The 22,555-nt window shown below is 73.2% G+C and carries 26 protein-coding genes and 1 tRNA gene; 7 read left to right on the forward strand and 20 right to left on the reverse strand.

The window, feature by feature from the left end:
• Nucleotide 1: 1 nt before the first annotated feature.
• Nucleotides 2–1,258, reverse strand: coding sequence for a M6 family metalloprotease domain-containing protein (locus tag SXIM_RS09975; RefSeq protein ID WP_046723690.1), 1,257 nt, complete (start codon nucleotides 1,256–1,258; stop codon nucleotides 2–4).
• A 418-nt stretch (nucleotides 1,259–1,676) separates the two neighbouring features.
• Here SXIM_RS09975 and SXIM_RS09980 point away from each other — a divergent pair, with 418 nt between their 5' ends.
• Nucleotides 1,677–2,690: a sigma-70 family RNA polymerase sigma factor gene (locus SXIM_RS09980; RefSeq protein ID WP_030736161.1), complete on the forward strand. Its 1,014-nt coding sequence runs from the start codon at nucleotides 1,677–1,679 to the stop codon at nucleotides 2,688–2,690.
• A 101-nt stretch (nucleotides 2,691–2,791) separates the two neighbouring features.
• Here SXIM_RS09980 and SXIM_RS09985 read toward each other — a convergent pair whose 3' ends face one another.
• Complete coding sequence (locus SXIM_RS09985; RefSeq protein WP_030736163.1) at nucleotides 2,792–3,190, reverse strand: NUDIX hydrolase; 399 nt, start codon at nucleotides 3,188–3,190, stop codon at nucleotides 2,792–2,794.
• A 107-nt stretch (nucleotides 3,191–3,297) separates the two neighbouring features.
• Complete coding sequence (locus tag SXIM_RS09990; RefSeq protein WP_030736166.1) at nucleotides 3,298–4,605, reverse strand: L-fuconate dehydratase; 1,308 nt, start codon at nucleotides 4,603–4,605, stop codon at nucleotides 3,298–3,300.
• 106 nt (nucleotides 4,606–4,711) lie between these two features.
• Here SXIM_RS09990 and SXIM_RS09995 point away from each other — a divergent pair.
• The 3 genes from SXIM_RS09995 (at nucleotide 4,712) to SXIM_RS10005 (ending at nucleotide 6,124) form a co-directional block, all read left to right on the forward strand.
• A tRNA-Arg gene (locus SXIM_RS09995) sits at nucleotides 4,712–4,784 on the forward strand.
• Nucleotides 4,785–4,955: 171 nt separating this feature from the next.
• Complete coding sequence (locus SXIM_RS10000; protein WP_030736169.1) at nucleotides 4,956–5,591, forward strand: GAP family protein; 636 nt, start codon at nucleotides 4,956–4,958, stop codon at nucleotides 5,589–5,591.
• Between the two features lie 77 nt (nucleotides 5,592–5,668).
• Nucleotides 5,669–6,124 carry a DUF7144 family membrane protein gene (locus tag SXIM_RS10005; protein ID WP_030736172.1) on the forward strand — a complete coding sequence of 152 codons (456 nt, stop codon included), beginning with the start codon at nucleotides 5,669–5,671 and terminating at the stop codon, nucleotides 6,122–6,124.
• Nucleotides 6,125–6,175: 51 nt separating this feature from the next.
• On the opposite strand, the gene SXIM_RS10010 is transcribed toward SXIM_RS10005, so the two are convergent.
• The 7 genes from SXIM_RS10010 to tsaB all read right to left on the reverse strand — a co-directional run bounded on the left by SXIM_RS10010 (nucleotide 6,176) and on the right by tsaB (nucleotide 11,167).
• Nucleotides 6,176–6,844: a TetR/AcrR family transcriptional regulator gene (locus tag SXIM_RS10010; RefSeq protein ID WP_246156865.1), complete on the reverse strand. Its 669-nt coding sequence runs from the start codon at nucleotides 6,842–6,844 to the stop codon at nucleotides 6,176–6,178.
• Between the two features lie 80 nt (nucleotides 6,845–6,924).
• Nucleotides 6,925–7,434 carry a methylated-DNA--[protein]-cysteine S-methyltransferase gene (locus tag SXIM_RS10015; protein ID WP_281289043.1) on the reverse strand — a complete coding sequence of 170 codons (510 nt, stop codon included), beginning with the start codon at nucleotides 7,432–7,434 and terminating at the stop codon, nucleotides 6,925–6,927.
• Complete coding sequence (locus tag SXIM_RS10020) at nucleotides 7,431–8,621, reverse strand: mandelate racemase/muconate lactonizing enzyme family protein (protein WP_158708070.1); 1,191 nt, start codon at nucleotides 8,619–8,621, stop codon at nucleotides 7,431–7,433. Before SXIM_RS10020 ends, SXIM_RS10015 begins: the two co-directional genes overlap by 4 nt.
• On the reverse strand, nucleotides 8,618–8,848 hold the full coding sequence (locus SXIM_RS27355) for a hypothetical protein (protein ID WP_030736181.1): 231 nt from the start codon (nucleotides 8,846–8,848) through the stop codon (nucleotides 8,618–8,620). The genes SXIM_RS10020 and SXIM_RS27355 overlap by 4 nt, the downstream gene beginning before the upstream one ends.
• A gap of 17 nt (nucleotides 8,849–8,865) precedes the next feature.
• Nucleotides 8,866–9,996 (reverse strand): tRNA (adenosine(37)-N6)-threonylcarbamoyltransferase complex transferase subunit TsaD, encoded by a 1,131-nt coding sequence (tsaD, locus tag SXIM_RS10025; RefSeq protein ID WP_030736188.1) that lies wholly within the window; start codon nucleotides 9,994–9,996, stop codon nucleotides 8,866–8,868.
• Nucleotides 9,997–10,007: 11 nt separating this feature from the next.
• A complete protein-coding gene (gene rimI, locus SXIM_RS10030; protein WP_030736190.1) occupies nucleotides 10,008–10,505 on the reverse strand; it encodes a ribosomal protein S18-alanine N-acetyltransferase in 498 nt (165 codons plus the stop codon).
• Nucleotides 10,502–11,167, reverse strand: coding sequence for a tRNA (adenosine(37)-N6)-threonylcarbamoyltransferase complex dimerization subunit type 1 TsaB (gene tsaB, locus SXIM_RS10035; RefSeq protein ID WP_046723695.1), 666 nt, complete (start codon nucleotides 11,165–11,167; stop codon nucleotides 10,502–10,504). Before tsaB ends, rimI begins: the two co-directional genes overlap by 4 nt.
• Before the next feature lie 131 nt (nucleotides 11,168–11,298).
• Here tsaB and SXIM_RS10040 point away from each other — a divergent pair, with 131 nt between their 5' ends.
• Nucleotides 11,299–11,862, forward strand: a complete 564-nt coding sequence (locus SXIM_RS10040; RefSeq protein WP_046723696.1) for a L,D-transpeptidase — start codon at nucleotides 11,299–11,301, stop codon at nucleotides 11,860–11,862.
• A 36-nt stretch (nucleotides 11,863–11,898) separates the two neighbouring features.
• On the opposite strand, the gene tsaE is transcribed toward SXIM_RS10040, so the two are convergent.
• A complete protein-coding gene (tsaE, locus tag SXIM_RS10045; protein WP_030736197.1) occupies nucleotides 11,899–12,393 on the reverse strand; it encodes a tRNA (adenosine(37)-N6)-threonylcarbamoyltransferase complex ATPase subunit type 1 TsaE in 495 nt (164 codons plus the stop codon).
• Nucleotides 12,394–12,403: 10 nt separating this feature from the next.
• Nucleotides 12,404–13,561, reverse strand: coding sequence for an alanine racemase (alr, locus tag SXIM_RS10050; RefSeq protein WP_030736200.1), 1,158 nt, complete (start codon nucleotides 13,559–13,561; stop codon nucleotides 12,404–12,406).
• A gap of 50 nt (nucleotides 13,562–13,611) precedes the next feature.
• Between alr and SXIM_RS10055 the strand changes: the two genes are divergently transcribed.
• Entirely contained in the window at nucleotides 13,612–15,171 is a 1,560-nt protein-coding gene (locus tag SXIM_RS10055; RefSeq protein WP_078846883.1) for an NAD(P)H-hydrate dehydratase, read from the forward strand.
• A 146-nt stretch (nucleotides 15,172–15,317) separates the two neighbouring features.
• On the opposite strand, the gene SXIM_RS10060 is transcribed toward SXIM_RS10055, so the two are convergent.
• Nucleotides 15,318–15,686, reverse strand: coding sequence for a holo-ACP synthase (locus tag SXIM_RS10060; RefSeq protein WP_046723698.1), 369 nt, complete (start codon nucleotides 15,684–15,686; stop codon nucleotides 15,318–15,320).
• Nucleotides 15,683–16,171, reverse strand: a complete 489-nt coding sequence (locus tag SXIM_RS27360; protein WP_168222758.1) for a hypothetical protein — start codon at nucleotides 16,169–16,171, stop codon at nucleotides 15,683–15,685. Before SXIM_RS27360 ends, SXIM_RS10060 begins: the two co-directional genes overlap by 4 nt.
• A 339-nt stretch (nucleotides 16,172–16,510) precedes the next feature.
• Here SXIM_RS27360 and coaA point away from each other — a divergent pair, with 339 nt between their 5' ends.
• Nucleotides 16,511–17,482 carry a type I pantothenate kinase gene (gene coaA, locus SXIM_RS10070; protein ID WP_046723701.1) on the forward strand — a complete coding sequence of 324 codons (972 nt, stop codon included), beginning with the start codon at nucleotides 16,511–16,513 and terminating at the stop codon, nucleotides 17,480–17,482.
• Nucleotides 17,483–17,572: 90 nt separating this feature from the next.
• Here the strand turns inward: coaA and glmM are convergent, their stop codons facing one another.
• The 6 genes from glmM to SXIM_RS10100 all read right to left on the reverse strand — a co-directional run bounded on the left by glmM (nucleotide 17,573) and on the right by SXIM_RS10100 (nucleotide 22,550).
• Entirely contained in the window at nucleotides 17,573–18,928 is a 1,356-nt protein-coding gene (gene glmM, locus SXIM_RS10075; protein WP_046723702.1) for a phosphoglucosamine mutase, read from the reverse strand.
• Between the two features lie 101 nt (nucleotides 18,929–19,029).
• The gene (gene rpsI / locus SXIM_RS10080; protein WP_030736219.1) at nucleotides 19,030–19,545 is read right to left on the reverse strand and encodes a 30S ribosomal protein S9; all 516 of its coding nucleotides are present in this window, start codon (nucleotides 19,543–19,545) and stop codon (nucleotides 19,030–19,032) included.
• A 41-nt stretch (nucleotides 19,546–19,586) separates the two neighbouring features.
• Nucleotides 19,587–20,030, reverse strand: coding sequence for a 50S ribosomal protein L13 (rplM, locus tag SXIM_RS10085; RefSeq protein WP_030736222.1), 444 nt, complete (start codon nucleotides 20,028–20,030; stop codon nucleotides 19,587–19,589).
• Between the two features lie 219 nt (nucleotides 20,031–20,249).
• Nucleotides 20,250–21,869: an ABC-F family ATP-binding cassette domain-containing protein gene (locus tag SXIM_RS10090; protein WP_046725566.1), complete on the reverse strand. Its 1,620-nt coding sequence runs from the start codon at nucleotides 21,867–21,869 to the stop codon at nucleotides 20,250–20,252.
• On the reverse strand, nucleotides 21,856–22,191 hold the full coding sequence (locus SXIM_RS10095) for a hypothetical protein (protein ID WP_046723703.1): 336 nt from the start codon (nucleotides 22,189–22,191) through the stop codon (nucleotides 21,856–21,858). The genes SXIM_RS10090 and SXIM_RS10095 overlap by 14 nt, the downstream gene beginning before the upstream one ends.
• On the reverse strand, nucleotides 22,176–22,550 hold the full coding sequence (locus tag SXIM_RS10100; protein WP_046723704.1) for a hypothetical protein: 375 nt from the start codon (nucleotides 22,548–22,550) through the stop codon (nucleotides 22,176–22,178). The genes SXIM_RS10095 and SXIM_RS10100 overlap by 16 nt, the downstream gene beginning before the upstream one ends.
• Between the last annotated feature and the right edge of the window lie 5 nt (nucleotides 22,551–22,555).

The following is a 22,555-nucleotide window of genomic DNA, read 5'->3' on the forward strand; positions in this document are numbered from 1 at the left end:
GTCACCAGCGGGTGACGCGTACCTGGTGGGAGCCGTCGGGGTGGGCGGCGAGGACCTCGACACGGAGCCGGGCATCCTCGTCGGTGAAGGTTTCGCCGGGGACGAAGGGGGCATCGGTCAGCTCCGCGGTGACCTGCGGGTCGGGCAGCGCCTGGCAGCCGGGCGAGCCGGGGGTGGCGTCCTCCACCCGGACGGGGCCCTGGCCGGTGGGGACGGCGGCGTCCACCCGGGATATGAGGACACCGGGGCGGCACACGACGCGGTCGAGTTCGCCGCGGGCGCGCACCTCGACGGCGATCGCCTCGCTGTCCCCGGTGCGCAGGGCGAGCAGCTTCAGCCCGGTGGCGGGATCGGAGACCGGCCGCAGCAGATGGTCGCTGACCCCGGCGCCGCCCGGGACGCACACCACCTCGTGGGGCAGCAGCCAGCCCAGCTTCCACTTGTGCCAGGCCAGGAAGTCGTTGGTGGGCCCCCAGTCCTGTTCCATCACGTCCCAGTGGCCGGCCAGCAGCGGGGCGCTGTCCTGGCCGGTCCAGTACAGGTCGGGCAGGCCGAAGGCGTGGCCGTTCTCGTGCACCAGGACCCGGTAGGGGCTCTCGCCCGGCTGGCGGCTCCAGATGAAGCTGACGTTGGAGAGCGTTCCGGAGGAGGTCTGGGCCAGCGGGCGGCCGGGGAAGGACACGGAGAGCACCTTCTCGGTGGCGGGCGGGCCGGCGTTCGCGGTGGCCAGCACGTTGACCAGGTCGTACGCGGACAGGTCCAGGCCCTCGCCGTCGAGTGCGGCGGCGATCTCCCGCAGCAGCCGGTTGTAGCCCTGCGGATCGTCCGGGTGCCAGCCGGCGCCGCGGTCGATGCCGTACGCCTCGAAGGGCTGGGACATCCGCAGCCAGCGGTGGACGGGCTCGGCCCGGTAGTCGAGCCGCCCGTAGGAGCTGGTGGCGAAGTACTCGCTGGTGGCCGGGAAGAACTCGGCGAACCGCTCCTCCGTCGTCCCGCGCGCCTCGGAGCCGGGGAAGTCGATGAAGACGGTGAGGGCGGTGACGACGCCGGTGGTGGCGCTGTAGCCGGGTGAGGTGGGCATGCCGACGCTGAGCCCCTCGTGCTCGGCGGGCGCGCAGGAGCCCTCCACCGCGGCGGCGGCGCGCAGCAGGTGGGCGGGGAGTACGGAGGCCGTGCCCGGTGTTGAACCCATGACCAGGGCAAGGGATCCGCCGACGGCGATGAAGGCTCGCCGGGGGCGGCTGGGTATGTGGGGCATCTCGCTTCTCGCCCTTCCCCGCCGGGCGGCCGCCCGGGGTGCGGGCGGCGGCGGTGGCGGTCCGGTCGGAGGTGGAGGCCGGTTGGGAATCCACCTTCGGCCGCGAAAAGGGGGGCCGCGCGCCGAATGACGCATCCGGGTGGCGGGCACCCGCGCAACCATCGGAGGGCGCCGTTCGTCTTCACCGACGTGGGGGTGAGCACGGGTGAGGTGCGACATGGGATACCGGACAAGATCACAGACCCGTCGTGGGCGGGCAGGATACTGCATCGGCAGAAAAAGATGCGCTGCTTGGGAATTCTGTCCGGATTCCCGTCGTTGATTCGTTACGGACGCGGGAGGCGAGGGGGCATCCCAGGCGTCCGGGTTGACCAGTGCGTCAATCGAACAGCATTCGATCACTCGCAAGGGAGCACGTATGGCAACCCGTGCCGTCGCCCGACGTAAGGACACCGTGGAGGGTGCCGAGTCGACGGGCAGTGTCCGGTCCAGTGCAGGCGGCGATGCCACCGAGCGCGATCTCGTGGGGATGTATCTCGATGAGATCGCCCGCACCCCGCTGCTGGACGCGGCGAAAGAGGTCGAGCTGTCCCTCGCGATCGAGGCGGGGCTGTTCGCGGAGCGTCTGCTGAACGGCGAGGAACCGCCGGTGACCCAGGGGCCCGCCGCCGACATCACCCACGACGAGCTCGAGGCGATCGTGGCAGCCGGCGAACGTGCCAAGGACGTCTTCATCCGCTCCAACCTCCGCCTGGTGGTCGCCGTCGCACGGCGCTACCCGCGCAGCGGCCTGCCGCTGCTCGACCTGATCCAGGAGGGCAACGCCGGCCTGGTGCGGGCGGTGGAGAAGTTCGACTACAGCAAGGGCTTCAAGTTCTCGACGTACGCGACCTGGTGGATCCGGCAGGCCATCACCCGCTCGATCGCCGACCAGTCGCGCACCATCCGGCTGCCCGTCCACCTGGTGGAGGAGCTGGGCCGGATCCGGCGCGTGCAGCGGGAGTTCAACCGCGAGCAGGGCCGGGAGCCGGAGCCCTCGGAGGTGGCGGCCGAGCTTGGCTCCACACCCGAGCGGGTCCAGGACGTCCTGGACTGGGCGCGCGACCCGGTCTCGCTGAACATGTCGGTGGACGACGAGGGCGAGACCCAGTTCGGCGACCTGCTGGAGGACACCTCGGCGGCATCGCCCGAGCAGTCCGTGCTGGTGATGCTGCGCCGCGAGGGCCTGGAGGACCTGATCGGACGCCTCGACCAGCGGACCGCGGCCATCATCCGTGCCCGCTACGGCATCGAGGACGGCCGTGAACGGACGCTGACGGAGGTCGGCAAGCAGCACGGCCTCACCCGTGAGCGCATCCGGCAGATAGAGAAGCACGCCCTGCTGGAGCTGAAGAAGATGGCCAGCGACTCCGGATTCGACGCCGCCGCGTAACAGCGCCCACCGATCGCGGCACCGGGCACACACCGACGACGAGGACCGGGGTCCCGGCGGGAAACCGCCGGGACCCCGTCACGCGTGGGGGCTCGGCACGCTCAGCGCAGCAGCCCCGAACGGTGCAGCTCGTCGAAGACCAGCCCCGTGACGGCGGAGACCCGCTCGCGATCCGCGTACCCCAGCCAGACCAGCTCCTCGATCTCGCTGCTGGGCGCGAGCGTCCCCTCGTACTCGGCGGTGTAGCAGGTCATGCGCACCGTGGTGCCGGAGTCCTTGCCGTGCGCCGGTGCCTCGAAGGTCCCCGCGTGCACCGCGCCGGCCGGGTCGATGGAGACGGTCAGCTCCTCGGCGATCTCGCGCACCAGGGTCTCGGTGTCGCTCTCGCCCGGCTCGCGCTTGCCGCCGGGGAGATAGCAGGTGTCCTTGCCCCGGGAGCGCGCGCCCAGGACCTTCCCGTCCTCAAGACGCAGCCATGCGACCTTGTCGATGATGGTCATCGTCGTCCGTTTCCCTGGTGGATGTCTCGGTCCCGGCGGCGCGGGCGGTGCCATCCTCCCCGATGCCCCACCGCGCGGCACGGGCGGCCCGCCCACCGCGCCGCGGGTCAGGCGGTGGCGGCGGCCCAGTACGCGCCGGTCGGGTAGGTGTACGCGGCCACGCTCTCCTCGTGCATCCGCGCGCTGTACCCCGGGGCGGACGGCAGGACGTACGCCCCCTCGCGCACCACGCACGGGTCGGTGAAGTGCTCGTGCAGGTGGTCGACGTACTCGGTGACCCGGCCCTCCAGCGATCCGGACACCGCCACATAGTCGAAGACCGACAGATGCTGGACCAGCTCGCACAGCCCGACGCCGCCCGCGTGCGGACAGACCGGAACGCCGAACTTCTTCGCCATCAGATACACCGCGATGATCTCGTTGACACTGGCGAGCCGGGCCGCGTCCAGCTGGCAGAAGTCGATCGCCTCCGCCTGGAACATCTGCTTGAACAGCACCCGGTTCATGCCGTGCTCCCCGGTCGCCACCCCGATCGGCGCGACGGCGCGGCGGATCGCGGCGTGGCCGAGGATGTCGTCCGGGCTGGTGGGCTCCTCGATCCACAGCGGCTTGAACTCGGCCAGCGCGCCGACCCACTCGATGGCCTGCGGCACGTCCCACACCTGGTTGGCGTCGATCATCAGCTGGGCGTCCTCGTACCCGATGACCTCCCGGGCGATGCGCAGCCGCCGGACGTCCTCCGCCAGGCTGCCGCCCACCTTGAGCTTGATGTGCCGGTACCCGGAGTCCACCGCCTCCTGGCACAGCCGGCGCAGCTTGTCGTCGGAGTAGCCGAGCCAGCCGGCGCTGGTGGTGTAGCAGGGGTAGCCGGTGCCGGACAGTTCGGCCACCCGCCGCTCGCGGGTGGGGGCGAGTTCGGCGAGCAGGCCGATCGCCTCGTCCCGGGTCAGGACATCCGACAGATAGCTCAGGTCGGCGACGTCGACGAGTTCGGCGGGGGTCATGTCGGTGAGCAGCCGCCACAGCGGCTTGCCGGCGACCCGCCCGGCGAGGTCCCACACGGCGTTCATCACGGCGGCCAGCGCCAGGTGCTCCACACCCTTGTCGGGCCCGAGCCAGCGCAGTTGGGAGTCGGACTTCAGCTCGCGGTACGTGCCGCCGAGGTCTGCCACCACCTCCTCGACGCTCCGGCCGACCAGCGGCCGCCCGCGCAATCGCGCCGCGAGCACGCAGATGTCGTTGCCGCGCCCGATGGTGAACGTGAAGCCGAACCCGGACAGCTCCGGGTCATCGGTCCTGATGACGACGTACGCGGCGGAGTAGTCCCCGTCCTTGTTCATGGCGTCCGAACCGTCCATGGTCGCCGAGGTCGGGAACCGGACATCTGTCACGTCGACACTGACGATCGTGGTCATCGCTACTCCACTCTCGCGGGTACGGATCCGACGAAGCATAGATCCGCCGCCGCCAAGCCGTCCCCGCCCACCCGCTACACTGACCGCGGTGGCGACCAGCCGTCCCGCCTCCGTAGCTCAGGGGATAGAGCACGGCTCTCCTAAAGCCGGTGTCGCAGGTTCGAATCCTGCCGGGGGCACAGCTCATGAGCGGCCGTCGGCCGCCGCGCCCGGATCGTGGGCGCGCGGGCCGCGCGGCACCGCCCGAACGGCGGAGATTGACCGGTACCCGGGCGGGTTACCCATGTTCTCCGGGTCCGTCCCGGAGCGGGTTCCGGGACGGACGCAGCAGACGACACCCCGCGGGCGCCATGGACCTTCCCATCCTCCCGCTGGCCATCACCATGATGGCCGGCCCCCAGATCATCTCGGCGATCATCTTCGTCACCGTTCCCCGCGCGACACGGGTCTCGCTGGCCTTCCTGTGCGGCGTTGCCCTGGCCGTGACGGCCGGCGTCCTGGTGATGCTCCTGGTGGCCCATCTGCTGGGCAACGCCGTGCACTTGGGAAGCGAGTCCGACAAGGGCTCGGTCGGCAACATCATCAAGTACGTGCTGGTGGGGCTGCTGGCCCTGCTGGCGCTGAAGAACTGGCGCGGCCGGGAGACCGCCGAGCCGCCCAAGTGGCTCGGCACGCTCATGTCGGCCGACGCCAGGCGGGCGTTCACCGTGGGCCTGCTGGTCATCGCGCTGATGCCGTCCGACCTGATCGTCCTGCTGACCGTGGGCGTTCATCTGGAGCAACGGCATTCCGGGTTCGCCGCCGCCCTGCCGTTCATCGTGCTGACGGTGCTGATCGCCGCGCTTCCGCTGCTGCTGCGCTCGCTCTTCCGCCGCCGGGCGGAGACCGCCATGCCGGCCGTGCGGGACTGGATGAACCAGCACAGCTGGCTGATCAACATCGGCGTCTGCGTGCTCTTCATCGTGCTGGTGCTGTCCGGGGCGTGAGGCTGCCGCCCGGCGCCGTCACCCGGACGGCCCCCTTGCGGTGGTCGGGGGCGGGTGCCGGGAGAGACCTTCGGAGCATGGAGCCATCACCGCATTCCACCGGGCCGGCCGGGGGCGGCCCCGGGGGCCGCTCGCCCGGCCCCGCCGAAGCGCGCTCACTGTGGGCCGACGGACTGGTGCTGTTCGCCGCCATCATGCTGGTCATCGCCGGAATCATGGACATCCTCCGGGGTTCCATGGCGCTGGCGAAGAACCAGATCTTCGTGTCCACCCCGGACTACGCGTTCCAGATGAGCCTGACGCGGTGGGGCTGGATCAACCTCATCCTGGGGATCGTCGCCGTCCTGGTCGGTCTCGGCCTGTTCCGGGCGGCGCTGTGGGCCCGGGTCGCCGGGGTGGTGATCGCCGGCCTGCTGATGCTCGCGGCCTTCTTGACGATCCCCTACTACCCCTTGTGGTCCGTGGTGCTGATCGCGCTGTACGCGTTCGTGATCTGGGCCCTGTGCGTCGTACGGCCGCCCCGCCGGGAGTGAACGCCGGGTTCCGGCCCCGCGGGCCTGCTCGGGGCGCGGGGGGCCGGGGCGTCAGCCGGCAGCGGGGCGCGCCACCGGGGCCACCTCGGCGACCACCGCGGACGCCCGCGGCTGCGGCACCCCGGCCGAGATCAGCGTGGCCACCGCGACCTGGGTCCCGTCGTCCACCAGTTCCCCGGTGTTGACCGCCTCCAGCAGGGCCAGCGTCATCGCCTCGAGCGCGGCGCTCAGCGCCGCCGGCGGCAGCGGGGAGTGGAAGACGCCCTCGCGCCGCCCGCGCTCCAGGACGGAGCACACCGCGTCCCTGGCCGGCGCGAGGATCACGGCCACCCGCTCGGCGCCCAGGTCCCGGCGGGCCAGCGCCAGCAGCAGCCGGTAGCGGTCCCCGATGGGCCACATGCCGAACACATGGTGCGCCAGCGCCTGCTCGGGCGGCCCCGCCACCCGCTCGGCCCCGGCCGCCACCGCGCCGCGAATGGCCTCGGCCGCCTCCTCGGCCAGCGCCTCCAGCAGCGCCGCGCGCCCCGGGAAGTGCCCGAACAGGGTGCGCCGTACGACCCCGGCGGCCTTCGCCAGTTCCTCCAGCGTCACATCGGGGTTGCGCCCCAGCTCCTGACGGGCCGTGGCCAGAATGCGCGCCCGGTTGGAGCGCGCGTTGCGGCGCTGCGGCTGAGGGCGCAGCCCGGACGGGGTCAGGGGAAGGGCCACCGGCTCGGACACGGCATCCACCTCGGCGCAGTCACGGAACGGGTACCAACGACCCACCTATGGTGACACGGCCGGGGTGCCCCTCCGCCGGCTCAGAACAGCCGGCCCGCCCGCTCCTCGGGCGGCTCCTCCAGCTCCAGCAGGAAGCGTTTGCGCTCCAGCCCGCCCGCGTACCCGGTCAGAGCGCCGTCCGCGCCCACCACCCGGTGGCAGGGGACGATCACCGAGATGGGGTTGCGGGCGTTGGCCGAACCGACCGCCTGCGACAGCGACACCTCGCCCAGTTCCCGCGCCAGCTGCCCGTAGGTACGCCGCTCGCCGTACGGGATCTCCACCAGCAGCCGCCACACCCGGCGCTGGAAGTCGTTGCCGCGCGGCGCCAGCGGCAGTTCGAAGCGGGTGAGCCGGCCGGCGAAGTACGCCCCGAGCTGCTCACGGACCGCCTCGAAGCCGCCCGCCACGCGCGGCCCCAGGGCGGCGAGGGGCGGCATCCGCAGGTGGCCGGGGAAGTACAGCCCGGTCAGGGCCCCCGTCTCCTCGGCCACCGCCGTCAGCGGCCCGACCGGGGAGTCGATGACCGTGTGCACCACCGGCTCGCTCACCGCCGCACCGCCACGCTGTGCTCCTCCAGCCGGTGCGCCCGCACCCACGCCTCGTCCACGCTCACCCCGAGCCCCGGGCCGGACGGGATCTCGGCCCGGCCCCCGGCGGCCGGCCGGATCGGGTCGGTCAGCACGCCCTCGCGCAGCGGATTGTGCCCCCGGTCGAACTCGAAGATCAGGGGTTCACCGGTGCCCGCGCCGTACGGGACGTCGGGCACCGCCGACAGCAACTGGAGGGTGGCGGCCTGCGCCACGCCCGTGCCCCAGCAGTGCGGGGACAACCGGAGGTTCCAGGCGGCGGCCATGGCGCGGATCGCCTGGGCCTCGGTGAACCCACCGCACTTGGCGACGTCCGGCTGCACGATGTCCAGCTGCCGCCCGGCGATGGGCTCGCGGAAGCCGTAGCGGGTGTAGAGCGCCTCGCCGCCGGCCAGCGGCGGGAGGGCGCGGGCCGTGGCGGCGGCGCGCAGTTCGCGGTAGCCGGCGTGGTCGTGCGGCGGCACCGGCTCCTCGACCCAGTACGGGTCCAGGTCGTGCAGCCGCTCGATGGAGCGGCGGGCGGAGGCGGCGGTGGCGTTGGTGTTGTAGTCGACCATCACCAGCCCGGTGTCGCCGAAGACTTCCCGGGCCACCTGGGTGCGGGCCCGGTCCTCGGCCGGGGAGAGACCGATCTTGATCTTGACGGCGCGGAACCCCTCGGCGGCGTTCCGGGCCAGTACGGCGCGCAGTTCGCCCAGGTCACGGCCGGGGGTTACGTAGCCGCTCGACGCGTACGCGGCCACGCTCTCCCGCAGCCGCCCACCGAGCAGGTCGCCGACCGGTACGCCGAACGTACGGGCCTGGGCGTCCCACAGGGCGATGTCCAGGCCGCTGAGCGCCGCGACGTGCGGGCCGCCGGTGGTGTGGTGGTAGCCGGTGGACAAGGTGTCCAGCAGCCGGTTCTCCCGGACGGCAACCGGCTGTCCGAGCAGCGCGGCGCCGAACTCGGCGAGGAACGGCGCGACCCGGCGCGGCGGCCCGAAGGACTCCCCCCAGCCGTGGACCCCGTCCGAGGTGGTGACCTTGACCAGCGTCGCCACCCGGCGGTCGCCCGGCGCCTTGGCGGTGCCGTAACCGCCGTCCGGCAGCGCAGACTCCAGCGGGAAGGTCTCCACCGCGCTGACCACGGGCCGGGCGGGGCGGCTCACTCGGGGACCTGCTGGAAGCGCCAGCGGTGCACCGGCCGGTGCAGCAGACCGGCCGGCGGGTCGGGGAGTTCGGCGGGGCCGGTGCCCTCCCACCAGGTGATGACGAGCACCCGGTCGGCGGCGGCCGTGAACGTCTCGCGGCGGGCGGGGGCGGGATCGAGCGCCTGCTGCCGTACCCAGGCCAGCAGTTCGGCGCCCCGGCCCTCGGCGGCCCGCGCCTCCCACATGAGAGTGGTGGTCGCGGTCACCCCTGGCCCCCGTACAGGTTGGCGGCGCTCAGCTCGTGCACATGCGTGTGCGCGTCGGCGTGCGAGTGGGGGTGGGCGTGCGCGTGCCCGGGGATGTGGGTCTCCGTGACGGGCAGCGAGGAGTCCGCGGGCAGATCCAGCCCGGAGGCGGGGCGGTTACGGGCCACCATCTCCGCGCCGAGCGCCGCCACCATGGCGCCGTTGTCCGTGCACAGCTTCGGCCGGGGCACCCGCAGCGTGATCCCGGCGGCGTCGCAGCGCTCCTGCGCCAGCGCCCGCAGCCGCGAGTTGGCCGCCACCCCGCCGCCGATCATCAGATGGTCCACGCCCTGTTCCTTGCAGGCCCGGACAGCCTTGCGGGTCAGCACATCGGTGACCGCCTCCTGGAAGGAGGCCGCCACATCCGCCACCGGCACCGGTTCCCCGGCCCGCCGCCTGGCCTCGACCCAGCGGGCCACCGCGGTCTTCAGGCCGGAGAAGGAGAAGTCCAGCGGCGCGTCCCTGGGGCCGGTCAGCCCGCGCGGGAACCGGATCGCCTCCGGGTCGCCGTCCCGCGCGTACCGGTCGATCACCGGGCCGCCGGGGAAGCCGAGCCCCAGCACCCGCGCCACCTTGTCGAAGGCCTCCCCCGCCGCGTCGTCGATCGTCGCGCCCAGCGGCCGGACGTCACAGGTGATGTCGGGCGCCAGCAGCAGTGAGGAGTGGCCGCCCGACACCAGCAGCGCCATCGTCGGCTCGGGCAGCGGACCGTGCTCCAGCTGGTCCACGCAGATGTGCGAGGCCAGGTGGTTGACGCCGTACAGCGGCTTGCCCAGCGCGTACGCGTACGCCTTCGCCGCCGAGACCCCCACCAGCAGCGCCCCGGCCAGGCCGGGTCCGGCCGTCACGGCGATGCCGTCCAGGTCGCTCGCCGCGATCCCGGCCTCCTTCAGGGCCCGCTCGACGGTGGGGACCATCGCCTCCAGGTGCGCCCGGCTGGCGATCTCCGGCACCACGCCCCCGAACCGGGCGTGGTCATCGACGCTGGAGGCCACCGCGTCGGCGAGCAGCGTGGTGCCGCGCACGATCCCCACGCCGGTCTCGTCGCAGGAGGTCTCGATGCCCAGCACGAGCGGTTCGTCAGCCATCTCTCTCTATCTCAGCTCTCGTCAGGGTGGTCGCCGGGCGCCGACCGGCGCATCACCAGCGCGTCGTGGTTGCCCGGCTGGTAGTAGCCGCGCCGGATGCCCAGCGGCTCGAAGCCGAACCGGGTGTACAGCCGCTGCGCCCGCGCGTTGTCCACCCGCACCTCCAGGAACACCTCGCCGCAGCCGGCCGCGCCGGCGGCGGACAGCAGGTCGGTGAGCAGCCGGGCGCCGAGCCCGGTGCCCTGGCGGTTGGGGGCCACCGCGATGGACTGCACATCGGCCTGGTCCCCGGCCACGGCGAGACCGGCGTACCCGGCCGGGCTGCCGCCCGCCGGGTCCTCGGCCAGGACGTAGTGTCTGCTGCGCCGCGGGCCGGCGGTCAGCGCCAGCTCGGACCAGAACATCCCCGGGGTCCAGGCGTCCTCGGGGAACACCTCGCGTTCCAGGGCCAGCACCGGTTCGATGTCCCACCAGCGCATCGCGCGCAGGGTGACGGCGCTCCCGGTCATGGGGTGACGACCTTGTACCCGGCGGGCACCTGGGCGTCGGGACGGCGCAGATACAGCGGACGCGGCGGCGCCGGCTCCTCGCCGGCGGCCAGCCGCTGGGCGGCGAGCGCGGCCAGAGCGCCGGCCGAGGCGTGCTGCGGCAGCTCGCGGCGCACGTCCGCGAAGGCGTCGGCGTACAGCACGGCTCCGGCTCCCACGGCGGGCAGCACGGTGACCTCGGCGGGCAGTTCTCCGGCGCGGTCGACGGCGGGCCCGTCGACGCGGGTGCCGGTGGCGTCGTACCGCGCCCAGTACACCTCTTTGCGCCGGGCGTCGGTGGCCACCACGAACGGGCCGGTGAGCCCCGCGGCCACGGCGGCGTGCGCGATACCGTCCAGCGTGCACAGCCCGTGGACTGGTACGGAGCGGGCCGCCCCGAGCGCGGCGGCCGTCACCAGACCGACCCGCAGCCCGGTGTAGGGGCCGGGGCCGTTGCCGACCACCAGGCCGGTGACCTCGCTGATCTTCCGCCCCGCGGTGGACAGGACGCGGTCCACGGCGGGCATGAGCAGCTCACCGTGGCGTCGGGCGTCGATCTGTTCCCAGGAGGCGAGCACCCGGCCCTCCCCGTACAGCGCGACGGTGACGGCGGGGGTGGCGGTATCCATGGCAAGCAGCAGCACGTCAGCAAGCGTACGGTCTCTCGCGCCCGGCCATGCTGCTGATAGCGTCACCACAGGTTTCACCGGATCCTGCGAAAGGCGGCAGCACCACTGTGGCGCGCAGTCACTCACGCTCCCGGCCAGGGCCCACCGTGGCCGCGCTCACCGTTCTGGCTCTCGCCGTGGTCGCTTTCTTCGCGTACCAGGCCAACGCGGCCCCGGACCGCCCCGGGGCGGGCGGAAAGCCGGATCCGACGCCGGTCGAGGAGATCGTGCCGGACAAGCCGTCCGAGACGGACGGGGCCGACGACGAGAACCCCGCGCTGCCGCCCGATTCGGGCGACGGGGTGCGGGTGGTCTACTCGCTGTCCGCGCAGCGCCTGTGGCTGGTGGCCGAGGCCCCCGACGGGCTGGGCGAGGAGGTGCTGCACACCTATCCGGCGCACCGCAGCACCGTGGACCCGGAGCCCGGCGCGTACCAGGTCACCCGCCGCGACGAGGCGATCCCCGGCTCGGACGGGGTGCCGATCCAGCACGTGGTGGTCTTCCACTCCGACGACGAGGGGATCGTCTTCGGCTTCTCGGCCGCCGTGGACGGGTCGCTGCCCGACCCCTCGGCACAGGCCCGCACCGGCGGCATCCGCCAGTCCCCCGAGGACAGCCCGCAGCTGTGGGAGTTCGCGGAGGTCGGTACCCCGGTGATCGTGGTCCCGTAAGCGGGGACCGGACGCATGGTTCGGGGGCCGGACGCGTCAGGCCCCGGGCTCCGGCCCGGTCAGCCCGACCCCGGCCCACCGCTCCCCGACCGGGGTGAGGGTGACGGTCCTGGCGTCCTCGCCGTCCTGGGCGATGGCGATGTGCAGCCGGTCGCCCGACAATTCCTCGACCTTGCCCTCGCCCCACTCGACCACGATCACGGACTCGGGGAGCGAGACGTCGAGGTCGAGGTCCTCCATCTCCTCGAGCCCGCCGCCCAGCCGGTAGGCGTCCACGTGCACCAGGGCGGGCCCGTCCCCCAGCGGGGGGTGGACCCGGGCGATGACAAAGGTCGGCGAGGTGACCGCCCCGCGCACGCCCAGGGCCTCGCCGATGCCGCGGGTGAGCGTGGTCTTCCCGGCACCGAGATCGCCGCTGAGCACCAGCAGATCCCCCGCGCGCAGCAGGGCCCCGAGCCGGCGGCCCAGCGCCGTCATCCGCTCGGGACCGTGAACGGTGATCCGGGTGCCCTCTCCGGCAGACGTCGTCATGCTGTGGATGCTACGCGCCGGCGGACAGATGGACGCGCGGTACCCGCGCCCCGATCCGGGTGACGATCTCATAACCGATCGTGCCGGTCGCCCGCGCCCAGTCCTCGGCGGTGGGCTCGCCGCTGTCCCCGGGCCCGAACAGGACGGCCTCGTCCCCGGCCTCGGCCAGGTCGCCACCGAGATCGACCACGAACTGGTCCATCGCGACCCGTCCGGCCACCGTCCGCCACTTCCCGGCGACCAGCACGGGGCCGCTGCCGGACGCGTGCCGGGGGATGCCGTCCGCGTACCCGGCCGGCACCAGGGCCAGGGTGGTCGCCCCGGGGGTGACGTACTGGTGGCCGTAGCTGACGCCGTGGCCGCCCGGCACCCGCTTCACCAGCGCGAGCTGGGCGCGCAGCGTCATCACGGGCCGCAGCCCGAGGTCGTGCGGCGTGCCCACCTCGGGGGAGGGTGACAGGCCGTAGACGGCGATGCCGGGCCGGACCAGGTCGTAGTGGGTGCCGGGCAGGGTGAGGGTGGCGGGCGAGTTCGCGAAGTGCCGCACCTCGGGCCTGATCCCGGCCCGCTCGGCGACATCGAGTGCCGTCCGGAACGCCTCCTGCTGAGCGGCGATGGAGGGGTGCCCCGGTTCGTCGGCGCACGCGAAGTGCGACCACAAGCCGGTGATCACGACGGTGCCCTCGGCCTCCGCCTCGCGGGCGGCGGCGACCAGGTCAGGCCAGTCGGCGGGCTGGCAGCCGTTGCGCCCCAGGCCGGTGTCCGCCTTGAGGTGCACCCGGGCGGTGCGACCGCAGGCCCGTGCCGCCGCGATGATCTCGGTGAGCGCCCAGCGCGCGCTCGCCGAGACGTCGATGTCCGCCTCGATGGCCTCACGCCACGGCCCGCCGGGCGTCCACAGCCAGCACAGCAGCCTGCCGCGGTCCCCGGCCGCCCGCAGCGCCAGCGCCTCCTGCGGGGTGGCGGTCCCCAGCCAGGCGGCTCCGGCCTCGCGTGCCGCGCGGGCGCAGGGCAGCAGACCGTGCCCATAGGCGTCGGCCTTGACCACGGCCATCACCTGCGCGCCGCCGACCGCCCGCTCGCGCAGCACGCGGACGTTGGACCGCAGCGCGGCCAGATCGATCTCGGCACGCAGCCGGGCACTTTCCGGCGGCAATTGGTCGCTCATAGGCTCAAGTGTCGCAGGAGAGAACGCCCGCTCTGCCGCAGACTGGGCCCATGAGGACCGCTTACCGTGTGGAGACCGTACGCGCCGCCGAGAGCGCCCTGATGGCCCGGCTGCCCGAAGGCACCCTGATGACCCGCGCGGCCGCCGGGCTGGCCGCCGCCTGCGCCACCTTGCTGGCGAGCGCCGCCGGGCGGCCGACCCGGGACCGGCCCACCCGCACCGCCCGGCTGTACGGCGCCAGGGTGGCCCTGCTGGTGGGCAGCGGGGACAACGGCGGCGACGCCCTGTACGCCGGCGCCCGGCTGGCACGCCGCGGTGCGGCCGTCACCGCCGTACTGCTGTCGCCCGAGCGGGCCCACCCGGCCGGTCTGGCCGCCCTGGTCCGTGTCGGCGGCAGGGTTCTCACCCCTGCGGACACCTCGTCCGTCTCCTCTCTGCTGCGCTCGGCCGACCTGGTGGTGGACGGCATCGTCGGCATCGGCGGCCGGGGCGGGCTGCGCCCCGACGCCGCCCATCTGGCCCAGCGGGTGGCCGACGCGGGAGCCCCGGTGGTGGCGGTCGACCTGCCCAGCGGCGTCGACCCGGACAGCGGCGAGGTGAACGGTCCGGCCGTGCGCGCCGCGCTCACCGTCACCTTCGGCACCCTCAAGCCGGGTCTGCTGGTGGACCCGGCCCGGACCCACGCCGGCGAGGTGCACCTCGTCGACATCGGTCTCACCCCCCAGCTGCCGGCCGTGCCGGAGCTGGCCGCCCTGGAGAGCGCCGACGTGGCCGCCCTGCTGCCCCGGCCCTCGGCCGAGAGCGACAAGTACCGGCGCGGCGTGGTGGGAATCGCCGCCGGCTCCGCCCGCTACCCCGGGGCCGCCGTGCTGTGCGTGGCCGGGGCCCTGCACGGCGGGGCGGGCGCGGTCCGCTACGCAGGACCGGCGGGCGATCACGTGCTCGCCCGGTACCCGGAGACGCTGGTCTCCTCCGGGTCCCCCCACCACGCCGGCCGGGTGCAGTCCTGGGTGGTGGGCCCAGGGCTGGGCGAGGAGCCGGCCGCCCGGGAGCTCGTGGCCGAGGTGCTGGCCACCGAGGTGCCGGTGCTGGTGGACGCGGACGGGCTGCGCGGGCTGGACCCCGACCGGCTGCGGACCCGCGAGGCACCCACCCTCCTCACCCCGCACGCGGGTGAGGCGGCGGCGCTGCTGGGCACCACCCGGGAGCGGGTGGAGTCCGCACGGCTGGCGGCCGTGCGCGAGCTGTCCCAGCGCTACGGGGCGACCGTGCTGCTGAAGGGGTCCACCACCTTGATCGCCGACCCCGATCCCCGGGGCCCGGTGCGTGCGAACCCCACCGGCACCCCCTGGCTGGCCACCGCCGGGAGCGGCGATGTGCTGTCCGGCCTGGCGGGCTCCCTCCTCGCCTCGGGGCTCCCCGCCCTGGACGCCGCCTCGGCAGCGGCCCATCTCCACGGCCTCGCCGGCTCCCTGGCGCCCACCCCGCCCAGCGCCACCACCGTCGCCGCCGCCCTCCCCCAGGCCTGGGCCCGCGTCACCGGCACCGGCACCGGCACCGGCACCCACGGCACGGCCTCGCCCTCTCCATCCGCATTCCCCCTCCCCTGATCCCGCACGGATCGCCGGTCATCGGCCCCAGCCAGCCGATCCCCGACTCCCCTCCGTGACCGCCCCCTTGGCCGCCATGGCCCAAGACTGCCCCAGCCCACCCGCCCGGCACACCCCTCACCAGCTCTTTTCACTCGAACTGGTGATCATCCCTCCGCGATGACCACCGCCGAGGCCACGCCCGCGTCGTGACTCAGCGACACATGCCACGAGCGCACGCCCAGCGCCTCGGCCCGCTCCGCCACCGTCCCCCGCACCCGCAACCACGGCCGCCCCGAGTCCTCCTGGCAGATCTCCGCGTCCGTCCACCGCAGCCCGCCCGGCGCCCCCAGCGCCTTCGCCAGCGCCTCCTTCGCCGCGAAGCGCGCCGCCAGCGAGGCGACCCCCCGCCGTTCCCCGCTCGGCAACCACAACTCCGCCGTCACGAACAGCCGGTCGGCCAGCTGCGGCGTACGCTCCAGCGACTCCCCGAACCGCGCGATCTCCGCCACATCGATCCCCACCCCGACGATCACGGCGCCACCACCACACCCCACCCGTCGGTGATCTCCCACCGCACCTCGTCGAACTCCCGCCGCACCGAAACCACCTGATCGCCCTTCACCACAACGCTCTCCACCGCCCCGTCCTCCCACGCCCCGGCGTCCGAGGCCAGCCGCACCGCACCGTCCGCGGCCCCGACCACCAGCGGCACCCCGGCCGCCGCGCCGACCACCGTGTCCGGCTCATCGGCGTGCACCACCAGCGCCGCGAACCCGCCCGCCAGCACCCCCCGCACCTGCCGTACCGCCTCCACCAGCTCACCGCACGAGGAGAACGCCTCGGCCACCAGCCGCGCCACCACCTCGGCATCCGCCACCGGCCCCGGCGTCACTCCCGCCACCGCACCCGGCGCGCCTGAGCGCCCCCACAGTTCCTCCCGCGCCCCGGCGAGCGCCCCCGCGTCCACCGCCCCCGCCAGCACCACGGCCACCCGCCCGGCACCGTCAAGACCCGGCACACCCCCCAACCCGCCGATCCCGCACATCCCCGCCGGCAACGGCCGCCGCTCCAGCTCCTCCCGCAGCCTCTCCACCGCAGGTGACGGCCCACCCGGCCCACCAGGCCCGCCCCACGTCGCGCCGAGCCCTCCGTCCGCCGACACCACGACCCCCGCCGAGCGCGCCGGACCCTCCGCCCCCACCGGCTCCCCGCACCGTCCCAACCGCTCAAGACCCCTCAGCAGTACACCCTCGGCCGACTGGCCCCCTGCCCCCGCGTACCCGACGATGCCGCACATGCGGGCAGAGTAGCCCGCCCCCGCGCCCCCGCCACGCCCGGCATGGCCCGCCCCCGCACAATGTTCCCCGTGACCACTTCGCCCCCAGACGTCCCCCCTGGCTCCCCCGCCCCGCAGGCCAGCCCGTACATCGACCTCAGCCGCGCCGAGTGGAGCGCGCTGCGCGACCGTACGCCCCTGCCCCTCACCGCACCCGAACTCGACGCCCTGCGCGGCCTCGGTGACGTCATCGACCTCGACGAGGTACGGGAGATCTACCTCCCCCTCTCCCGTCTCCTCAACCTCCACGTCGCCGCCACCCACCAGCTGCGCAACGCCGTCAGCACCTTCCTCGGCGGCCCTCAGCCCGCCACCCCCTTCGTCATCGGCGTGGCCGGCAGCGTCGCCGTGGGCAAGTCCACCGTCTCCCGCCTCCTGCAGGCTCTCCTCGCCCGCTGGCCCGAGCACCCGCACGTCGCCCGCGTGACCACCGACGGCTTCCTGCTGCCCAAGGCGGAACTGGAACGCCGCGGCCTGATGTCCCGCAAGGGCTTCCCCGAGTCCTACGACCGCCGCGCCCTCACCCGCTTCGTCGCCGACGTGAAGGCCGGCCGCGCCGAGGTCAGCGCACCCGTGTACTCGCACCTGAGCTACGACATCGTCCCCGGCGAGCGGCTGACCGTACGCCGCCCCGACATACTGATCATCGAGGGCCTCAACGTCCTGCAGCCCGCCGCCCCCGGCCAGGTGGGTCTGGCCGACTACTTCGACTTCTCGGTGTACGTGGACGCCCGCCCCGCCGACATCGAGACCTGGTACCTGGAGCGCTTCCGCCAGCTGCGTGCCACCGCCTTCCAGAACCCGGCCTCGCACTTCCACCGGCACGCCGCACTCCCCGAGGACGAGGCCATGGAGTACGCGCTCACCACCTGGCGCACCATCAACGAGCCGAACCTCCGCGAGAACATCGCCCCCACCCGCGGCCGCGCCACCCTGGTGCTGCAGAAGGCGGCGGACCACTCGGTCCGCCGCCTCCGCCTGCGCAAGATCTGAGGAGCTGAAGAGGGAAGAGGGAAGAGGGAACAGGGGCAGCGACGAGGACGGAGAGCCCTTCGCCCCACCCGCGACCCGCCCTGTCCCCGCCTACCCCAGCGCCGACTTCACCGCGTCCGCGAGGCCCGACGCGACCGCCCGCGCCTGCGCCGCGTCCGCCGCCTCCACCATCACCCGTACCAGCGGCTCCGTCCCCGAGGGCCGCAGCAGGACCCGCCCGGTCGCCCCGAGCTGGCGCTCCGCGTCCGTCACCGCGTCCGCCAGCTCGGGGGAACGCCCCACCCGCGCCTTGTCCACGTCCGGCACATTGATCAGCACCTGCGGCAGGCGCTCCATCACGGTGCCCAGATCGGCCAGGGTCCGTCCGGTGTCCGCCACCCGCGCCGCCAGCAGCAGCCCGGTCAGCGTGCCGTCCCCGGTCGTCGCGTGGTCCGTGACGATGACGTGCCCGGACTGCTCGCCGCCCAGCGCGTACCCGCCGCGCCGCATCTCCTCCAGCACGTAGCGGTCCCCCACCGAGGTCTGGAGCAGCCGCAGCCCCTCGCGCTCCATCGCCAGGGACAGACCGAGGTTCGACATCACCGTGGCGACCACCGTGTCCTCGCGCAGCGTGCCGGCTTCCCGCATCGCCACCCCGAGCACAGCGAGGATCTGGTCGCCGTCGATGTCCCGCCCCGCCGCGTCCACGGCCAGGCAGCGGTCGGCGTCCCCGTCCACCGCGATGCCGAGATCCGCGCCGTGCTCCACCACGGCCGCCCGCAGCGGCTCCAGGTGGGTGGAGCCGCAGCCCTCGTTGATGTTGAGCCCGTCCGGGTCCGCGCCGATCGCCACCACCTCGGCCCCGGCGCGCGCGAACGCGCCCGGCGCCACCAGGGCGGCCGCCCCGTGCGCCGTGTCGATCACGATCTTCAGCCCGTCGAGCCGGTTGGGGAGCGCGCCCACCAGGTGCGTCACATAGTCGTCGGCCCCGGCCCCGTACTCGGTGACCCGGCCGACCCCGGCCCCCACCGGCCGGTCCCACGGCTCGCCCGCCGCGTGCGCGTGGTAGGCGGCCTCGATCCGGTCCTCCAGGGCGTCGGCGAGCTTGTGCCCGCCGCGCGCGAAGAACTTGATGCCGTTGTCCGGCATCGGGTTGTGGCTCGCCGACAGCATCACGCCGAAGGCGGCGTCCAGCGCGCCGGTCAGGTACGCGACGGCCGGGGTCGGCAGGATGCCCACCCGCACCACGTTCACCCCGGCGCTGGCCAGCCCGGCCACCACCGCCGCCTCGAGAAACTCCCCGGATGCCCGTGGGTCGCGCCCGACCACCGCCGTGGGCCGACCGTCACCGGCACTATCCCCGCTGAGCACGCCCGCCGCCGCCACGGACAGCCCGAGGGCCATCTCGGCCGTCAGATCCGCGTTGGCGATTCCGCGTACCCCGTCGGTACCGAAGAGTCGTCCCACTGTCATTCCTCCACGTTCACAAGGCTGACCCGCGTCGTTAACCTTATAAAAGAACGCCCCGACAGCGCGTAAGCACTGTCGGGGCGTCAGCAGCAATCGGGTTAGCGCTTGCTGTACTGGGTACCCTTACGGGCCTTCTTCAGACCGGCCTTCTTGCGCTCGACGGCGCGGGCGTCACGGGTCAGGAAGCCGGCCTTCTTCAGCGCGGCGCGGTTGTTCTCCACGTCGGCCTCGTTCAGCGCCCGGGCGACACCCAGACGCAGCGCACCGGCCTGGCCGGAGATGCCGCCACCGGAGATGCGCGCGACCACGTCGTAGCGCTCGTCCAGCTCGAGCACCTTGAACGGCTCGTTGACTTCCTGCTGGTGCACCTTGTTGGGGAAGTACCCCTCCAGGGTGCGACCGTTGATCTTCCACTTGCCGGTGCCCGGCAGAATGCGCACGCGGGCGATGGCGTTCTTGCGCCGGCCGGTGCCGGCGCCCGGGAGCGGCTCGCCGAAGCGCTCGGCGAACTCCTCGTCGGAGGTCGCGAACTCCTCCGGCGCGCTCTCGGTGGTGTACTCCTGGACCTCGGGCACCTCGGTGTCGATGGTCTCGTCAGTGGTGGGCTCGGCCACGATGCTCCTCAGATTCTTTTCGTCTTAGGGGGTGGCCGGGACTACTGCGCGACCTGGGTGATCTCGAACGGGACCGGCTGCTGAGCAGCGTGCGGGTGCTGGTCGCCCGCGTAGACCTTCAGCTTCGAGAAAACCTGACGGCCGAGCGAGTTCTTCGGGAGCATGCCCTTGATGGCCTTCTCGACGGCCTTCTCCGGGCTCTTCTCCAGCAGCTCGTCGTAGCGGATGGACCGCAGACCACCCGGGTAACCGGAGTGGCGGTAGGCCAGCTTCTGGGTCCGCTTGTTGCCGGACAGGTGCACCTTCTCGGCGTTGATGATGATGACGAAGTCACCCGTGTCAACGTGAGGGGCGTACACCGGCTTGTGCTTGCCCCGCAGAAGGGTGGCGGCCTGTGAGGCCAGGCGGCCCAGGACGACGTCGGTGGCGTCGATGACGTGCCACTGACGCTGCACGTCTCCGGGCTTGGGGCTGTACGTACGCACGGTCGTAGCCTTCGCTTCTTCAGTGAATGGGTCCTGACAAGGCCACCCGGTGATCACAGCACCGCCCGCACCCGGTGACGCATACCGGAAGCGGGACCGCTGGAAACCGACCAGATAGACCGGCGCAAGGCCCCTCACGTGAGAACGAGCAAGCCAAACGCATTCAGCCAGGCAGATTACCGTCACCGCACCGCACCGGTCAAAACGCGGGCTCCCCGGCTACCGCTCCCACACGACCCGTCGCTCGTCCCACACCGGCTCCGACGTCTCCCTTACCACACCGTCCGAGCCGAAGACGAGATAGCGGTCGAAGGACCGCGCGAACCACCGGTCGTGCGTGACGGCCAGCACCGTCCCCTCGTACGCCTCCAGGCCGGCCTGGAGGGCCTCGGCGCTCTCCAGGTCCAGGTTGTCGGTCGGCTCGTCCAGCAGCAGCGCCGTGCTGCCCTCCAGCTCCAGCAGCAGGATCTGGAAGCGCGCCTGCTGGCCGCCCGACAGGCGCTCGAAGCGCTGCTCGGCCTGCCGGTCCAGCTCGTAGCGGCGCAGCGCGGACATGGCCGGGCCGCGCGCCTTGGCGTGCTCGGTCCACAGGATGTCCAGCAGGGTCCGCCCGAGCAGCTCGGGGTGGGCGTGGGTCTGGGCGAAGTGGCCCGGCACCACCCGTGCCCCCAGCTTCCAGGCCCCGCTGTGAGTGACCTCGTCCCCGCCCAGCAGCCGCAGGAAGTGCGACTTCCCGGACCCGTTCGAGCCGAGGACCGCCACCCGCTCCCCGTAGAACACCTCAAGATCGAACGGCCGCATCAGCCCGGTCAGCTCCAGGCCCTGACAGGTGACGGCCCGCAGCCCGGTACGGCCGCCGCGCAGCCGCATCCGGATGTCCTGGCGGCGCGGCGGCTCCTGCGGCGGGCCGGCCTCCTCGAACTTCCGCAGCCGGGTCTGCGCCGCCTTGTACCGGCTCGCCATCTCATCGCTGCGCGAGGCGTACTGCCGCATGTCCACGACCAGCTTCTTCAGCTGGGCCCGCTTCTCGTCCCAGCGCCGCCGCAGCTCCTCGAACCGCTCGAACCGCTTCTCGCGGGCCTCGTGGTACGTCGCGAAGCCGCCGCCGTGCACCCACACGTCCGACCCGGCGGGCCCCGGCTCCACACTGATGATCTTCTCGGCGGCCCGGGCGAGCAGCTCACGGTCGTGGGAGACGAACAGCACGGTCTTGCGGGTCTCCCGCAGCCGCTCCTCCAGCCAGCGCTTGCCCGGCACGTCCAGATAGTTGTCCGGCTCGTCCAGCAGCAGCACCTGCTCGGGGCCGCGCAGCAGCGCCTCCAGGACCAGCCGCTTCTGCTCGCCGCCGGACAGGGTGCGCACCTGCCGCCACTGGGCCCGCTCGTACGGCACGCCGAGCGCGGCCGTGGTGCAGATGTCCCACAGGGTCTCGGCCTCGTACCCGCGCGCCTCGCCCCAGTCGGCGAGCGCCTGCGCGTACGCCATCTGCGCGTCCTCGTCGTCCCGCGTCATGACGGCCAGCTCGGCCTCGTCCACGGCCCCGGCCGCCGCGCGCAGCGGCGCCGGGGAGACGGACACCAGCAGGTCCCGTACGGTCCGCTCGTCCCGCACGCTGCCGACGAACTGCGGCATGACGGCCAGGCCGCCACTGACGGTGACGCCGCCGGCCTGCGGGGTCAGCTCGCCGCCGATCAGCCGCAGCAGGGTGGTCTTGCCGGCCCCGTTCCCCCCGACGAGGGCGACGGCGGCCCCTTCCCCCACCCGGAACGACACATCGTCGAGCAGCACCCGCCCATCGGCCAGCACGTACTCCAGATGCGCCACCTCAACATGCCCCATGCCCCCCATGCTCCCAGCCGGGAGAGGCCGACCCAACCGGGTTTCTGTCACCGTCCCGCCCGACCTCGACCGCGCCGAGCATCACGCACACCGTGTACACCAGGATGACCACACCGACGACCGCACCCAGCACCCCCACGACTCGCTGGGGCACGTGCAGGTCGCCGATCCGCCACGGCCGCTGCTCCTCAAGCCGGTCCGCGTGGCCGGAGACGTTCAGGGCGGTGCAGATTCCGCCGACGACAAAGGCTGCTCCCACCAGCACCGGCAACACGAACTCGTGCCACGGGGCTTCGGACATGCCGCTCATCTCCTCGTCCACCTTCCGCGGTCCTGACGCAGGTGCGGCGGCACCAGGAATCTGGGCCTGTTGAACAGCGCGATCGACAGATGGGCGAGGGCGAAGAAGAGCATCAGCAGCAGGAGCGGCGCATGCAGGGCGACGAGGTCGCCGTACAGCTCGAAGAGCCACAGAGACACGGTCAGACAGACCAGGAAGCCCTCCGTCGACACCATGGTGCGCACCATTGCGCGGCGGCTACGCGGGTTGGTGGACATGGCGGTCAGACCTACCTCCATGGCATCCGACGCTCTTGTGCCCCTGATCCAGGCATCGCGCCACACCAGGACACACGGCCACACCCCCGCCGCGCTCAGGATCGCCATCAGCACGATCGCCATCGGTC

This window comes from Streptomyces xiamenensis, assembly GCF_000993785.3.
In the GTDB taxonomy this organism is placed as follows: Bacteria; Actinomycetota; Actinomycetes; order Streptomycetales; family Streptomycetaceae; genus Streptomyces; species Streptomyces xiamenensis.

Excerpts from the sequence above, each read along its gene's own strand:
- coaA (WP_046723701.1), top strand. The coding sequence starts at position 16,511 with ATGTTCCCCGTGACCACTTCGCCCCCAGACGTCCCCCCTGGCTCCCCC.
- SXIM_RS10100 (WP_046723704.1), bottom strand. The coding sequence starts at position 22,550 with ATGGCGATCGTGCTGATGGCGATCCTGAGCGCGGCGGGGGTGTGGCCG.
- SXIM_RS10090 (WP_046725566.1), bottom strand. The coding sequence starts at position 21,869 with ATGGGGCATGTTGAGGTGGCGCATCTGGAGTACGTGCTGGCCGATGGG.
- SXIM_RS10005 (WP_030736172.1), top strand. The coding sequence starts at position 5,669 with ATGGAGCCATCACCGCATTCCACCGGGCCGGCCGGGGGCGGCCCCGGG.
- tsaE (WP_030736197.1), bottom strand. The coding sequence starts at position 12,393 with ATGACGACGTCTGCCGGAGAGGGCACCCGGATCACCGTTCACGGTCCC.
- SXIM_RS09975 (WP_046723690.1), bottom strand. The coding sequence starts at position 1,258 with ATGCCCCACATACCCAGCCGCCCCCGGCGAGCCTTCATCGCCGTCGGC.
- SXIM_RS10055 (WP_078846883.1), top strand. The coding sequence starts at position 13,612 with ATGAGGACCGCTTACCGTGTGGAGACCGTACGCGCCGCCGAGAGCGCC.
- SXIM_RS10000 (WP_030736169.1), top strand. The coding sequence starts at position 4,956 with ATGGACCTTCCCATCCTCCCGCTGGCCATCACCATGATGGCCGGCCCC.
- SXIM_RS09980 (WP_030736161.1), top strand. The coding sequence starts at position 1,677 with ATGGCAACCCGTGCCGTCGCCCGACGTAAGGACACCGTGGAGGGTGCC.
- rimI (WP_030736190.1), bottom strand. The coding sequence starts at position 10,505 with ATGACCGGGAGCGCCGTCACCCTGCGCGCGATGCGCTGGTGGGACATC.
- tsaD (WP_030736188.1), bottom strand. The coding sequence starts at position 9,996 with ATGGCTGACGAACCGCTCGTGCTGGGCATCGAGACCTCCTGCGACGAG.
- SXIM_RS09985 (WP_030736163.1), bottom strand. The coding sequence starts at position 3,190 with ATGACCATCATCGACAAGGTCGCATGGCTGCGTCTTGAGGACGGGAAG.
- alr (WP_030736200.1), bottom strand. The coding sequence starts at position 13,561 with ATGAGCGACCAATTGCCGCCGGAAAGTGCCCGGCTGCGTGCCGAGATC.
- SXIM_RS09990 (WP_030736166.1), bottom strand. The coding sequence starts at position 4,605 with ATGACCACGATCGTCAGTGTCGACGTGACAGATGTCCGGTTCCCGACC.
- SXIM_RS27355 (WP_030736181.1), bottom strand. The coding sequence starts at position 8,848 with ATGTGGGAGGCGCGGGCCGCCGAGGGCCGGGGCGCCGAACTGCTGGCC.